The 14,777-nt window shown below is 53.3% G+C and carries 11 protein-coding genes; 1 reads left to right on the top strand and 10 read right to left on the bottom strand.

What is annotated here, in order from left to right:
• Window position 1: 1 nt before the first annotated feature.
• From apaH to lptD, 6 genes are all read right to left on the bottom strand, one after another.
• Window positions 2-853 (bottom strand): bis(5'-nucleosyl)-tetraphosphatase (symmetrical) ApaH, encoded by an 852-nt coding sequence (gene apaH / locus ACQKDS_RS00640; RefSeq protein WP_399664798.1) that lies wholly within the window; start codon window positions 851-853, stop codon window positions 2-4.
• A gap of 2 nt (window positions 854-855) precedes the next feature.
• Entirely contained in the window at window positions 856-1,233 is a 378-nt protein-coding gene (apaG, locus tag ACQKDS_RS00635) for a Co2+/Mg2+ efflux protein ApaG (protein ID WP_399664801.1), read from the bottom strand.
• A 21-nt stretch (window positions 1,234-1,254) separates the two neighbouring features.
• The gene (gene rsmA, locus ACQKDS_RS00630; protein ID WP_399664804.1) at window positions 1,255-2,070 is read right to left on the bottom strand and encodes a 16S rRNA (adenine(1518)-N(6)/adenine(1519)-N(6))-dimethyltransferase RsmA; all 816 of its coding nucleotides are present in this window, start codon (window positions 2,068-2,070) and stop codon (window positions 1,255-1,257) included.
• Window positions 2,063-3,064, bottom strand: a complete 1,002-nt coding sequence (pdxA, locus tag ACQKDS_RS00625; protein ID WP_399664807.1) for a 4-hydroxythreonine-4-phosphate dehydrogenase PdxA — start codon at window positions 3,062-3,064, stop codon at window positions 2,063-2,065. Before pdxA ends, rsmA begins: the two co-directional genes overlap by 8 nt.
• Window positions 3,042-4,343 carry a peptidylprolyl isomerase SurA gene (gene surA, locus ACQKDS_RS00620; RefSeq protein WP_399664810.1) on the bottom strand — a complete coding sequence of 434 codons (1,302 nt, stop codon included), beginning with the start codon at window positions 4,341-4,343 and terminating at the stop codon, window positions 3,042-3,044. Before surA ends, pdxA begins: the two co-directional genes overlap by 23 nt.
• A gap of 66 nt (window positions 4,344-4,409) precedes the next feature.
• Window positions 4,410-6,779, bottom strand: coding sequence for an LPS assembly protein LptD (lptD, locus tag ACQKDS_RS00615; protein WP_399664813.1), 2,370 nt, complete (start codon window positions 6,777-6,779; stop codon window positions 4,410-4,412).
• 225 nt (window positions 6,780-7,004) lie between these two features.
• On the opposite strand from lptD, the gene djlA reads away from it, so the two are divergent.
• Window positions 7,005-7,832 (top strand): co-chaperone DjlA, encoded by an 828-nt coding sequence (gene djlA / locus ACQKDS_RS00610; RefSeq protein ID WP_399664816.1) that lies wholly within the window; start codon window positions 7,005-7,007, stop codon window positions 7,830-7,832.
• 91 nt (window positions 7,833-7,923) lie between these two features.
• Here djlA and rluA read toward each other — a convergent pair whose 3' ends face one another.
• The 4 genes from rluA to ACQKDS_RS00590 all read right to left on the bottom strand — a co-directional run bounded on the left by rluA (window position 7,924) and on the right by ACQKDS_RS00590 (window position 14,399).
• Window positions 7,924-8,574, bottom strand: a complete 651-nt coding sequence (gene rluA, locus ACQKDS_RS00605; RefSeq protein ID WP_399664819.1) for a bifunctional tRNA pseudouridine(32) synthase/23S rRNA pseudouridine(746) synthase RluA — start codon at window positions 8,572-8,574, stop codon at window positions 7,924-7,926.
• A 52-nt stretch (window positions 8,575-8,626) separates the two neighbouring features.
• Window positions 8,627-11,533, bottom strand: a complete 2,907-nt coding sequence (gene rapA / locus ACQKDS_RS00600) for an RNA polymerase-associated protein RapA (RefSeq protein ID WP_399664822.1) — start codon at window positions 11,531-11,533, stop codon at window positions 8,627-8,629.
• A 78-nt stretch (window positions 11,534-11,611) separates the two neighbouring features.
• Window positions 11,612-11,755, bottom strand: coding sequence for a hypothetical protein (locus tag ACQKDS_RS00595; RefSeq protein WP_399664825.1), 144 nt, complete (start codon window positions 11,753-11,755; stop codon window positions 11,612-11,614).
• A 277-nt stretch (window positions 11,756-12,032) separates the two neighbouring features.
• A complete protein-coding gene (locus ACQKDS_RS00590; protein ID WP_399665170.1) occupies window positions 12,033-14,399 on the bottom strand; it encodes a DNA polymerase II in 2,367 nt (788 codons plus the stop codon).
• Window positions 14,400-14,777 lie beyond the last annotated feature (378 nt).

Raw genomic sequence — 14,777 nt, 5'->3', positions numbered from 1 at the left:
GTTAAATAGCGGCTATTTTCTCGCTACCGTCCAGCATATCGCGACGGCTTGAAGGTTGAGTAAAGTAGCGCTTATCTTCCCAGCGTAGCATGGTCAACTCTCCCCCCCAGCAGCAGCCAGTATCAAGGGCAATGACTCCCTCCGGCGTGCCTTTTCCTTCAAGAGATGCCCAATGACCGAAGATGATGGTGTAAGTTTCATCAATGAGTCGCGGCAGTTCAAACCAAGGTTTCAGCGGGGCTGGCGCAGTACCCGGCGCGTCTTTACTAATCATGTCCAACTGACCGTTCGGGAAGCAGTAACGCATGCGTGTCAATGCATTGGTGCTAAAACGCAGGCGTGCTAAACCGCCTAGATTGGTGTTCCAGTTGTTCGGCATGTCACCGTACATGGCATCGAGAAACAGCGGGTAACTGTCGCTGCTCAATACGGATTCCACTTCACGCGCGCACATTCTGGCAGTGTCGATATCCCACTGCGGTGTGATACCGGCATGCGCCATGATTAACTTCAATTCGTCATCGATCTGCAACACCGGTTGGCGGCGCAGCCAGTTGATCAGTTCATCGGCGTCAGGCGCTTCCAACAGGGGGGTAATGCGATCTTTAGGTTTGTTACGGCTGATGCCGGCGTAAACCGCTAATAGGTGTAGATCATGATTACCCAGCACCATTCGCACCGAAGAACCCAGTGAGCGCACATAACGCAGGACTTCCAGTGAGCCTGGCCCTCGAGCAACCAAATCGCCGGTTAACCATAGCGTATCTTGTTGCGGGTCGAAAGAAACCTGAGCTAATAGCGACTTAAGTTCATCGAAACAGCCGTGAACGTCGCCGATAAGATATGTCGACATAATTAGTGAATCAGCGTTGGAATAGCGAGTCGAAAGACGGGAATAGCGGTGCGGAACGGCTGACCGTGATGATCAACCATCTCGTAGTGGCCTTCCATAGTACCCAGTGGCGTTTCGATAATTGCGCCGCTGGTATATTGGAATTCACTGCCGGGCAGGATGATCGGCTGTTCGCCGACCACGCCTTCGCCCTGAACTTCAGTTTGTCGGCCGTTGCTGTTAGTGATTAACCAGTAACGGCCAAGCAGTTGCACGTTGAAACGCCCCAGATTGCGAATCGTAATCGTGTAAGCGAAGACATAACGCTCTTCTTCAGGTTGCGATTGCGATTCTACATAGACGCTTTGTACCTGAACACATACGCGGGGTGAATCAATCATGACCACTGCTCCTTATAACGGCTACTGCGGCGTTGGATGCGTTGAAAGCCAGTTTGCCAGCTTACAGTACTGCGCCACAGAAATATTTTCTGCCCTAAGCGTTGGATCGACACCGAGCTCAATCAGTTGTTCTGGGGTAAATAGATCACCCAGGCTGTTACGCACGGTTTTGCGACGCTGATTAAACGCTTGGGTTGTGATGCGACTTAACATACGGACATCATTCACCGTATGTGGCATGACGACATGCGGAACCAGACGTACCACTGCGGAATCCACTTTCGGTGGCGGTGCAAAGGCGGTAGGTGGAACCTCAAGCACCGGAATGACGTTACAGTAATACTGCGCCATGACCGATAAGCGACCATAGGCTTTGCTATTTGGGCCAGCAACCAGGCGATTAACCACTTCTTTTTGCAACATGAAGTGCATGTCGCGAATAGCCTGAGTATAGCTGAAAAGATGGAACATCAACGGCGTCGAAATGTTATACGGCAGGTTACCAAACACGCGCAGCGGTTGGCCTGCCTGTTCGGCCATTTCGGAGAAATTGACCGTCATGGCATCTTGCTGATGAATGGTGAGTTTATCTTTCAACTGTGGATGACTGGCTAAACGGGCGGCCAGATCGCGATCCAGCTCAATCACTGTCATACGATCCATTCGCGCACCGACGGGCTCGGTCAAGGCGCCCAGACCGGGGCCGATTTCAATTACGGCTTCACCCGGTTGAGGATGAATCGCTGAGACGATGCTGTCGATGACAAACTGATCGGTTAAAAAGTTCTGTCCAAAGCGTTTGCGGGCAAAATGCCCTTGGTGGACTCTATTATTCATTACAATTATTTATCATTTTAATGGCGAGATTTAGCGCCGTTTTGAAACTGCCCACATCGGCGGTGCCAGTACCGGCCAGTTCCAGCGCGGTACCGTGATCCACCGAGGTACGGATAAAAGGTAAGCCGAGAGTGATATTCACCGCACGACCAAACCCTTGGTATTTTAGCACTGGCAAACCCTGATCGTGATACATCGCTAGCACAGCATCCGCATGTTGCAGATATTTAGGCTGAAATAGCGTATCAGCAGGTAGCGGACCAATCAGATTAATCCCCTGTGTGCGCAGCGACTCAAGCGCTGGAATAATAACATCCAGCTCTTCGCGCCCCATATGACCGCCTTCACCAGCGTGCGGGTTGAGCCCGCAGACATAGATTTGTGGCTGCGCGATACCAAACTTGGTGCTTAAATCATGATTGAGAATGGTGATCACTTCATGCAGGCTTTGCTGTGTGATGGCACCCGGCACGGCCAGTAACGGCAGGTGAGTGGTCGCCAAGGCGACGCGTAGCGTTTCTGTCGATAACATCATTACCACACGATCGCAGTGGCTGCGATCGGCAAAGAATTCGGTATGGCCGCTAAAGGCGATACCGGCATCATTGATAATGCTTTTGTTGACCGGCCCGGTAACGAGCGCGGCAAACTCACCGTTCAGACAACCGTCGCAGGCTCGCGTCAGGGAATCCACGACATAAGCGCTGTTTTCGATGTTTAACTGCCCGGCGAGCGTTGCAGCCGCCAGTTTACTTGGCAGTATCGTCAACGTACCGGCGCGCTGTGGCTCGGCGGGGAGGCTCGGTTGGTAATCACGCAGTTGCAGCGGCAGCTTTAATTGCTGAGCGCGCTCAAGCAATAAAGCCGGATCGGCGCAGACCACCAGCTCAACAGGCCAATCCTGCTGTGCCAGCGCTGCCACCAAATCCGGCCCTATCCCGGCGGGTTCGCCGGGCGTTATCACAATGCGATTATTGCTTTGCATCACTGCCATCAAGAATTTTTACGTAAGCGGCGGCTCGGAGTTCTTGCATCCAGGTTTGCGCTTCTTCCGCAAATTTACGATTGAACAGCATGCGGTAGGCGCGATCTTTCTGCGCCGCGTCGGTTTTATCAACCTGGCGGGTATCCATTAGCTGAATCAGATGCCAGCCGAAAGCAGAATGTACCGGTTTGCTGAGTTCACCTTTCTTCAATTTCATCAGTGCATCGCGGAACGCAGGATCATAGATATCGGGTGAAGCCCAACCGAGATCGCCGCCCTGCAGGGCTGAGCCAGGATCTTGAGAAAGCTGTTTGGCTTCGTCAGCGAATTTGGCCGTACCGCTATTGATCGCCGCGGCGACTTCTTGCAGTTTTGTTCTGGCCTGATCGTCGGTCATGACGACGGACGGTTTCAGCAGAATGTGGCGCGCGTGGACTTCCGTGACGGAGATAGATTGGTTCGCCCCGCGAACGTCATTGACCTTCAGAATATGGAAACCAACGCCAGAACGGATAGGGCCAACCACATCGCCTTTTTGGGCGGAGGCCAAACGTTCAGCGAACAGGGTCGGGATCTCTTGCAGTTTTCCCCATCCCATATTGCCGCCTTTCAGCGCTTGGGAGTCCGCAGAGTAGGTGATCGCCAGTTTGCCAAAATCCGCCCCGCCTTTGATCTCACCAATCAGACGTTTTGCCAGAGCTTCTGCTTCATCCACCTTCTGCTGTGACGGGTTTTCCGGCAGCGGGATCAGGATGTGGCTAATATTCATTTCGGTGTCTCTGCCGTTCTGCGCGCCAACCTGTTTTGCCAACGCGTCAACTTCCTGAGGCAGGATGCTGATGCGACGACGGACTTCGTTGTTACGCACTTCGGTGATCAACATTTCTTTACGGATCTGGGCGCGATAGGTGTTGTAGTTCAACCCTTCGTACGCCAAACGGCTACGCAACTGATCCAGCGACATACGGTTCTGCGCCGCGATGCTGGTGATGGCCTGATCGAGATCGGCATCGGTTACGTTGATGCCCATTTTCTGAGCCATCTGCAACTGGATGTTATCCATGATCAGTCGTTCAAGGATCTGGTGGCGCAGCGTGGTTGCATCAGGCAATTGCTGGCCGGCTTGTTGCGCATTGAGCTTCACCGATTGCAGTAAACCATTTACGTCGCTCTCCAATACCACGCCGTTATCCACGACGGCGGCGACTTTATCCACTTCTTGGGGTGCTGCGAACGCGGCATTGGCACAAACCGCCAATCCGAGAATAAGCGTTCTCCAGTTTTTCATACTTTTCCCATTATGTAATCCGCAAGTGCGGGTGAAAGTTCTCGTTTTTCAAAGTATTACAGTACATCAAAACGCACGTTGGTAAGGCAGAATGCCTGAGCGCAGCATTTCACCGGTGCCGAGACTATGATCGCTGCTTAGGCCACGTAGTTCGATGTTGAATGAAACTTTGTTGTCATATTTGCTGGTCTGGTTGCCTCTGTCCCAATCGGTAATCTTACGTTCATAACCGAGGCTTACAGCCCAGCAACAGGTGTTATACCGTAGGCCAACCAGTTGATCGGCCGATTGTTGCGCACGGGTATCGTAGTAATACGCCCCAACCACAGCCCAACGGTCGGCGATTGGCCAACTGGCGGTCATCCCTACTTGCGAAATACCGTCTTGATAACCCGGGCTTGTGACCTGTGGCAACGTCGCCTGGATATACTCCGGGCTGGCGTAGCGGTAGTTCAATTGCACCATACGGTTCGCATCTTGACGGTATTCCACTACCGCATCGGCGAGCGCGACGGTGTCGAGGCGGGTGTCATACTGCACGCCGCCGCGTAGCCCCCAACGATCGTCAACCTTCCAATAGGTGTCACCGGCCCATACCAAGCTACCCGTGTCATCATTGCTGTCGTAACCGGAGTTCTGATCGCCGGTGCGAGAACGACTGAAGTAATAGATTTGACCTACAGAAACGTTGAAACGTTCAACCAGTGCATCATCATAAACGCGAGATGTTAAACCGGCGGCTAAGCGGTTCTGCGAAGCGATGCGATCCAAACCACTGTAGGTACGATCGCGGAACAGGCCGGAGTAGTCGGTTTGCAGTAGCGTGGAATCATAAGAGTAGATATTGCTTTGATCGTGCGAGGGCACATACAGATACTGCAGACGCGGCTCCAGCGTCTGGGTGTAGTCTTTTGCCCAGTCCATATTGCGGTCAAACACCATCTTGCCATCAACCTTGAACTGCGGCAGTACGCGGTTGACTGATTCTTCCAGCTCGGGCGCATCGCGGCCGGTACGGCTCTTATAGTTGTTGGCGAAGCCGTCAGGAATATCTTGCTGATAGTGCGTTGCCATCAGTTTGACTTCGCTGTTCAGCGAGCCCCAACCATTGCTCAACGGTAAGTTCAGCGTAGGTTCAAGGTGCAAGCGCGTGGCGTCTGGGCTGTACGGATTGAGGGCGATAAATTTGGCGGCTTGGCCGTACACACGGAAATCAAATGGGCCTAAGTCGTTCTTATAGTAATTAAGATCGAGCTGCGGCAGCACTTTGTAAGTGTCTCTGCGGGTGCGGTCGATGTCGTCAAAAATCTGGAACTGTTTAGCGGCGATGGTGGCGTCGAAATTTTTGTCGGCGTAACCGGCGCTGAATTTCTGCGTCGCGTAGCCGTCAGTGGTTGAACCGTAGCGCGAGTCCAGATCGTTAAAGTATTGCGAATCACTGACTTTGGTGTAGTCAATGTTGAAGCGCCATACCTGATCCATCACGCCGCTGTGGTTCCAGTAGAACAACCAGCGGGTATCGTCGTCACTCTGCGGGTTGTCATCACTGTATTGGTTATCGCTGGGCAACCAGTCGAACTCGATGGTACCGGCACCGGGTTGTGTCAGGTAACGGAATTCATTCTGCCATTGCAGACCACGCTTGGTCATGTAATGCGGCGTGATGGTGGCGTCGAAGTTTGGCGCAATGTTCCAATAATACGGCAACATAAACTCGAAGCCGTTATTGCTGCCGTATTTGGCGTTCGGGATCAGGAAGCCGGAACGCCGTTTGTCACCCACCGGCAACTGCAAGTACGGGCTATAAAATACCGGTACGCCGCCGATTTTGAAACGCGCGTTCCAGATTTCAGCAACCTGCTCTTCACGATCGTGGATCACTTCGGAACCGACTACGCTCCAGCTATTGTCACCCGGTAGACAAGAGGTAAAGGTACCATTTTCCAGAATGGTATAGCGGTTCTGGCCACGCATTTTCATCTTATCGGCATCACCGCGCCCTTGACGACCGACCATCTGATAATCGCCCTGATAGACATCGGTGTCCTTGGTATTCAGGTTTGACCAGGCTTTAGGCCCTTTCAGCTTGATTTGGTTATCGTCATAGTGCACATCGCCCGTTGCGGTAACGGTGCGAATCGGATCGGTTTGGCCAGCCTGTTGCTTCTGCTTTAGCTCAACCTGCTTCGCTGTTAGCGTGCTATTGCCTTGTTCGATTTTGACGTTACCGCTAAACAGCGCGCTGCCCGGATAGTCGGCACTGGAATCATCTGAATTGATGATAACTGGCAGACTGTTGGGATCGCCGCTGATCAGCGGTTTATCATAAGTAGGAACGCCGAGCATACATTGCTCAGCCAGATCAGCCAGCGCATGCTGACTGTAGAGTGCCGTCCAAATCATTGTGGCCAGCAGTGTTGGGAAACTTTTTTTCATACGCGGTTTTGGTGTTCCGTCATCAGAGGCGTCATGTCCGGCAAACGGTCAGAGACTATATTACTCATCTGCGTTGCGCTAGTGTTAAATCCTGCCGTTCGACTGCGTCGTTGTTAGGCGCAGAGATAAATGACAGGTATGATAATCGAAATCTTGGGAAAAATCGCCTTAACCCTTTGCGATTACCGCAGAGCTCGGCGCTAAAGTAATATAATTGAGGAGTATATGCAGTATTGGGGAAAACTGCTCGGAGTCATTGTCGCCGTTTGGGCTGGTACAGGATTCTGGGGTGTAGTTTTGGGGCTGATTGTCGGCCATATGATCGATACTGCGCGCAACAATAAGCGCAGCCGAGGCTTTTTCACCGACCAGCAAACGCGGCAAACGTTGTTTTTCCGCACCACTTTTCAAGTCATGGGGCACCTCACCAAATCAAAAGGGCGCGTGACCGAAGCGGATATTCAAATCGCCAGTTTGTTTATGGACCGCATGCAACTGCATGGCGAAGCACGTACCGCTGCTCAACAGGCCTTCCGCGAAGGTAAGCAGGGCAATTTCCCGCTGCGTGAGGCGTTGCAACAGTTTCGCAGCATCTGTTTTGGGCGTTTCGATCTTATTCGGATGTTTCTGGAAATTCAGATTCAGGCGGCATTCGCCGACGGTTCGCTGCACCCCAATGAGCGTCAGGTACTGTATGTGATCGCCGAGGAGCTGGGGATTTCTCGGGCGCAGTTCGATCAGTTCCTGCGCATGATGGAGGGCGGCCAGCAATTTGGCGGTGGCTATCAGCAACAGGGGGGCTACTCGCAGGGCGGTTATCAGCAAGCGCAGCGTGGGCCAACGTTGGAAGATGCCTGCAAAGTGCTGGGGGTAAATAGCAGCGATGACGCGACCACCATCAAACGCGCCTATCGCAAGCTAATGAGCGAACATCACCCGGATAAATTAGTGGCCAAAGGGTTACCGCCGGAAATGATGGAGATGGCGAAACAGAAAGCCCAAGAAATTCAGGCGGCGTATGACCTGATCAAGCGTGAGAAAGGGTTTAAGTAAAAACGCGTGCTGAAAACGTTGGCCAGTGGCTGGCAATGTCGCCATTCGTAATCAACGTAGAGCCCAGCATGCTGGGCTCTTTTTTACTTCATTAGAAGTCCGGGTCGGCGCGGAAATGCATCGCTGTTTGATATGCCGGATGAGTGATACGTAATTCTTGGGCATGCAGCTGTAGCCGAGCAGCCATCGCCTTCGCCGCGGGGGGCGCATAAAAGCCATCGCCAAGGATCGGATGACCCAGTGCTAACATATGTACCCGTAACTGATGCGAACGCCCGGTGATAGGCGTGAGTTTTACGCGTGTACTGCCGTCAGCATCGCGCGACAGCACCTGATATTCAGTTTGGGCAGATTTACCGGTTTCAAAACACACTTTCTGTAAGGGGCGGTTCGGCCAGTCGCAAATGAGCGGTAAATCCACCATCCCTTCGTCCTGCGCCAAGTGGCCCCATACTCTGGCGATGTAGCTTTTCTTCGGCTCACGTTCGCGAAATTGCCGCTTTAGTTCACGTTCGGCAGCTTTATTCAGCGCCACCACAATGACGCCGCTGGTCGCCATATCTAGCCGATGCACCGATTCGGCCATGGGGAAATCGGCCTGAATGCGTGTCATTAGGCTGTCTTTATTTTCCGGTGCGCGGCCGGGCACCGACAGCAACCCACTCGCTTTGTTAACGACGATGATATGCTCATCCTGATACAAAATATGCATCGGATCGGTAGGAGGATTGTAGGGTTCCATGGCGGCTCCGCTCAGTGGCTAAGTAGGGAGCCGAAGCTCCCTGTGCGGCAGATTATTGGTGAGAGACAACCACCAGACGAATTGCATCCAGACGCCATCCCGCCTCATTCAGGTTGGCCAATACCTGTTTACGGTTGAACTCCAGCGCCTCGACTTCGTCGTCACGGATGTTCGGGTTGACGGCTTTCAATGCCTCCAGACGCGCCAGTTCGGTGCTGAGTTTGTCATCGGCTTCTTGCTTGGCTTGTTCAATCAGCGTACGTGCTTCGGCTTCCACCAGCGCTTCAGCCTGCTGCAACATAGCGTGTACGTCTTGCTGAACGGCGTTAACCAATTTGCTTGAGGTGTGGCGGTTAACCGCATTGAGTTGGCGATTGAAGCTTTCAAACTCGACCTGCGCTGCCAGGTTGGTGCCCTTGCGATCCATTAACATACGGATTGGCGTAGGTGGCAGGAAGCGGGTGAGTTGTAAGTGTTTTGGCGCTTGCGCTTCGACCACGTACACCAGCTCAACCAACAGGGTGCCGATCGGTAATGCTTTGTTCTTCAATAAAGAAACGGCGCAGCTCCCGGTGTCGCCAGAGAGGATCAGATCCAGCCCGTTGCGGATGATCGGGTGTTCCCAACTCACGAACTGCGCGTCTTCCCGCGATAGCGCTTGTTCACGATCGAACGTCACCGTGCAACCATCTTGCGGCAAGCCTGGGAAATCGGGCACCAGCATGTGGTCAGAAGGCGTGAGTACAATCAGATTATCACTGCGGTCATCCTGATTGATGCCCACAATGTCGAACAGGTTAAGGGCAAAGCTGACCAGATTGACGTCATTGTCTTGCTCGGCAATGGCATCGGCGAGCGCTTGCGCTTTATCACCGCCGTTAGAATGCATTTCAAGCAGGCGGTCACGGCCTTGTTCAAGCTGGGCTTTCAAGTGGTCATGCTGTTGGCGGCACTCGTGAATGAACTCGTCCAAACCGTCTTGTTCGGTCGGCGCGGCCAGATAGCCAATCAGGCGTTCATAGCTGCTGTCATAAATGGTGCGGCCGGTCGGGCAGGTGTGTTCAAACGCATCCAGCCCTTCATGGAACCAGCGCCCCAACACTGCCTGTGCGGTACTTTCCAAATACGGCACCATAATTTGGATGTCGTGCAGTTGGCCGATACGATCCAGACGGCCGATGCGCTGTTCCAGCAGATCAGGGTTGAACGGCAGATCGAACATCACCAGATGGCTGGCGAACTGGAAGTTGCGGCCTTCAGAGCCGATTTCAGAACACAGCAGCACCTGAGCGCCTTCCTCTTCGGATGCGAAGTAAGCGGCGGCCCGGTCACGTTCGATGATGCTTAACCCTTCGTGGAACACCGCGGCACGGATGGCTTCTCGTTCGCGCAGCACTTGTTCAAGTTGCAATGCGGTGGTTGCCTTGGCGCAGATGACCAGCACTTTCTCGTGGCGGTTTGCGACCAGATAGTTCAGCAACCATTCAACACGTGGGTCAAAGTTCCACCAGGTGGCGTTCTCGCCTTCAAACTCTTGGTAGATCTGTTCCGGGTACAGCATGTCGCGTGCGCGTGCCTCAACACTCTTTTTCGCGCCCATAATGCCGGAGACTTTGATTGCAGTCTGATACTGGGTCGGCAACGGCAGCTTGATCTGGTGCAGATGACGATGTGGGAAGCCCTTCACGCCGTGGCGGGTATTACGGAACAGCACACGGCTGGTACCGTGACGATCCATCAACATCGTGACCAGTTCCTGACGGGCCGATTCGGCGCCATCGCTATCGCTGTTGGCAGCTTTCAGCAGCGGTTCGATATCTTGTTCGTCAATCAACTCGCCGAGCAGATTCAGTTTGTCGTTAGCCAGACGTTCACCGCTCAGCAGCAGGGTAACGGCATCGGCCACGGGACGGTATTTTTGCTGTTCGGTCACGAACTCGTGATAGTCGTGGAAACGGTTAGGATCCAGCAGGCGCAAGCGGGCAAAGTGGCTTTGTTGCCCCAACTGCTCTGGGGTTGCGGTCAGCAACAGTACGCCGGGAATATGTTCCGCCAACTGCTCAATCACTTGATATTCGCGGCTCGGTGCTTCTTCGCTCCAGGCCAGGTGATGTGCTTCATCGACGACCAGCAGATCCCATTGAGCATCGGCCAGTTCTTCCAGACGTTGTTTGTTACGGCGCACAAAGTCCAGTGAGCAGATCACCAACTGTTCTGTTTCAAACGGGTTGCTGCTGTCGAGCTTGGCTTCGCTATAGCGGCTGTCATCAAACAGAGAGAAATACAGGTTGAAGCGGCGCATCATCTCGACCAGCCACTGATGCTGTAGGGTTTCTGGCACCACGATCAGCACGCGTTCAGCGCGGCCAGCTAGCAGTTGTTGATGAATGATCATGCCGGCTTCGATGGTTTTACCCAAACCCACTTCATCAGCCAATAATACGCGCGGCGCATGACGCTGGCCGACTTCATAGGCAATGTGCAACTGATGCGGGATTAGGCTGGCACGCATACCGCGCAAGCCAGCAAACGGCAGACGATATTGCTCACTTTGATATTTACGCGCCCGAAAGCGCAGGGCAAAGCGATCCATACGGTCAATTTGGCCGGCAAACAGCCGATCCTGTGGCTTGCTGAAGGTCAGTTTGCTGTCGAGCAGCACTTCACGCATGGCCACACCGGTTTCTTGGGTGTCCAGACGGGTACCGATATAGGTCAGAAGCCCGTTGTCCTCTTTCACTTCCTCCACCTGCAGCTGCCAACCTTCGTGGTTGCTGATGGTGTCACCCGGGTTGAACATCACGCGGGTGATTGGCGAATCATTTCTGGCATAGAGGCGGTTTTCACCGGTGGCGGGGAAAAGCAGGGTAATCATACGCGCATCTAGCGCCACGACGGTTCCCAGTCCTAATTCGCTTTCCGTATCGCTGATCCAGCGTTGACCAAGTGTAAAAGGCATAGTTTGTCGGCTCGATTCTTTAAAGTAAGTCCTGTCGCTGTGATACAACGACCTGTATTAAACCCGGTAATACCCTTGTCACGTGACGTTAGCTGATGGGCGAATCGCATGGTTGCTGACCTGAGTCAACGCTCGTAGTGATTCGCTTTGGCCGTCTGGCGATAACGCCAATGACTCCGGGTATATATTTTTGATTTGACGGGCAATAGCTATAACTCCCATGTATACCCTAAATAATTCGCGTTGCAGGAAGGCGGCAAGGAAGTGAATCCCACTGGTAAGTAACTCGGGTGAACGAGCGCAGCCAATACACATGCAACGTGAAGTATGACGGGTATATACGTCATGCAACGCCACGGGCAATGTTCAGAATTTGGGAAGGGCGCTATGGTAATGGAAGGCGACGCGTTCGTCACCTGTAAAACCCGAGGAATTTTTTCCTTCCGCATTCTAGGGGCATTTGGCAAAAAATCGGCGTTTTTGCTTGACCTGCCGCCGTTTAGAATAACCCCATCTGCCCGGTGACTAACGTGGCAAAATCATCATGCAAGAAAGGAAGTATAGCGTCTGCTACCGGTTGTAGCTGACGTTCAAGGTAATGGTCGTAATCGATAGCCGATCGCAGCGTTTCCAAGGGCTCCGGCCCGGAGAGCGTCATGACGTAACTGATCCAACCGCCGCTCTGGTATTGCAGTGGCCGATTTTGCTGGCGATTATACTCATCGGCCATGCGCGCAGCACGCACGTGCGGCGGCACGTTACGCTGATATTCCTCTAGCCGTCGACGCAGACGCTTGCGATACACCAGTCGATCGTCAAACTCGCCGTTGAGCGTTTTTGCTACGTATTCACGTACAAAATCTTGATAGGGTTGTTGCTTGAAGATCAACTGATAAAGTTGTTGCTGGAATTGTTGCGCCAGCGGGGTCCAGTCGGTGCGAACCGTTTCCAACCCCTTATATACCATATGCTCGCTGCCATCCGCGTTGACGATTAGCCCGGCATAGCGTTTTTTGCTGCCTTGCTCTGCCCCACGAATGGTTGGCATTAAAAAGCGGCAATAATGCGTTTCAAACTCCAGCTCCAGCGCGCTTGCCAATTGGTATTTTTCTTGTAAATGTTGCTGCCACCACTGATTGACGTAGTTGACTAGTTTACGCCCAATGTGTGTCGCCTGTGCTTCGCTGTGGGGCTGTTTCAACCACACGAACGTGGAGTCGGTATCGCCATAAATCACTTGATAACCGCGTGCTTCGATGAGTTCGCGCGTTTGCCGCATGATTTCATGGCCGCGTAGCGTAATGGATGACGCCAGCCGCGGATCGAAAAACCGACAGCCGCTGGAACCCAGCACACCGTAGAACGCGTTCATGATGATCTTTAATGCTTGCGACAGCGGTGCATTTTGCTGCTGTTTGGCCGCTTCACGACCTTGCCCAATCTGGCTGACAATCGCCGGTAGGCAATGTTTGCTCCGTGAAAAACGTGCCTGGCGAAAACCCGGAACGGAATCGGCATCATCAGGATGCAGGCAACCTTCTACCAGCCCCACCGGGTCGATCAAAAAAGTGCGGATAATCGAGGGGTACAGACTTTTGTAATCTAACACCAGCACTGAATCATATAGGCCGGGCTGTGAATCCATCACGAAGCCGCCAGGGCTGTGTTCTTCGGGCAATTCACCGAGGTTGGGCGCCACATAACCTTGCCGGTGCATGCGCGGCATATATAAGTGGCTGAAAGCGGCGACGGATCCACCGCTGCGATCGGCAGCCAGACCGGTCACGGTGGCGCGTTCAAGTAAGAAGGTCAGCAGTTCGGTTTTAGCGAAGATGCGTGTCACTAACTCACAGTCTTTCAGGTTATAACGCGCCAGCGCCGGTTTATCCTCCGCGAAGCGTCGATCAATTTCCGCCATGCGTTGATAGGGATTATCAATCGATTTACCTTCTCCCAGCAGCGTTTGCGCGACATATTCCAAACTGAATGACGGAAAGTTCCAAGTGGCGGATTTCAGCGCCTCGATACCGTCAATAATCAGCCTGCCCGCGGCCGAGCAAAAATAGTGATTCTGTTTGAAACCGTGCTCGCGCCACTCCAGCAGGTTGCCAGCGCGGCCGAAGCGTAGCGGGATCTGATAGCGTTCAGCATGTTTTTGCAGCACGCGTAGATCAAATTGAATCAGGTTCCAGCCAATAATCGCATCCGGGTCGTGGCGTTCAAGCCACTCATTAAGGCGCTCCAGCAGTTGCGGACGGCTGGCGCAATATTCCAAATCGAAATCTAGCGTTTCGTTCCCCCCGTTGGCTGGGCCAAGCATATAAACTTGCCTCTGCCCACAGCCTTCCAAGGCGATCGAGTACAGTTCGCCGCGGGCGGTGGTTTCAATATCCAGCGAGACCAGTTTTAACGTCGGACGATAATCTGGCGACGGCTTCATTTGACCGTTCACCAACACGCCACTGCCGTTGTCTTGCCCATTGAACCACACCGGCGCGGTGATGAAGCGTTCCATTAAATAACGTTCTGGCGGGCGAATATCCGCTTCATAAATGTTAACGCCACCCTCTTTCAGCAGTTTTTCCACCCGCATCAACTGACGATGCTGTAGGCAATACAAACCCAATACCGGCCGGGCGTGGAAATCTTTTAACGGCAGCGTTTTCAGTTCGATCCGCCGTTCGCCACGGAGCAATAATTCGGCGCGCTGGCGCTGTTCTAGCGGAATAAACGCCACCGACGTCTGCGGGGGTAAACGTAAGTTTTTTGGGCCATGATCGGTTGCCAGCCAGAATTCGACTTCGCTGCCCGCTGGCGTGTCGCGCCAGTGGCGCGTGAGGAGGAAGCCTTGTTGTGGTGTTGTCATATACCCTTCGTCTTTCAAGCCGCAGCGTTGTTGGCTGCGCGTGTTCATCCCAGTCACTTACCGGAGTAAGCTTCTGGGAATTCACCCTCTGGCCGCCTAGCTGCAACATGAAATCCATTGGGTATACTTCGTCTTTCAAGCCGCAGCGTTGTTGGCTGCGCGTGTTCATCCCCGTAACTTACCGGAGTAAGCTCCTGGGAATTCACCCTCTGGCCGCCTAGCTGCAACATGAAATCCATTGGGTATACTTCGTCTTTCAAGCCGCAGCGTTGTTGGCTGTGTGTGTTCATCCCCGTAACTTACCGGAGTAAGCTCCTGGGAATTCACCCTCTGGCCGCCTAGCTGCAACATGAAATCCATTGGGTATACTTCGTCTTT

This window comes from Serratia sp. NPDC078593 (genome assembly GCF_050268245.1).
GTDB lineage: Bacteria > Pseudomonadota > Gammaproteobacteria > Enterobacterales > Enterobacteriaceae > JBNNGK01.
The sequence above is the reverse complement of the archived record's forward strand: the minus strand, read 5'-3'. Positions and strand labels throughout refer to the sequence as shown.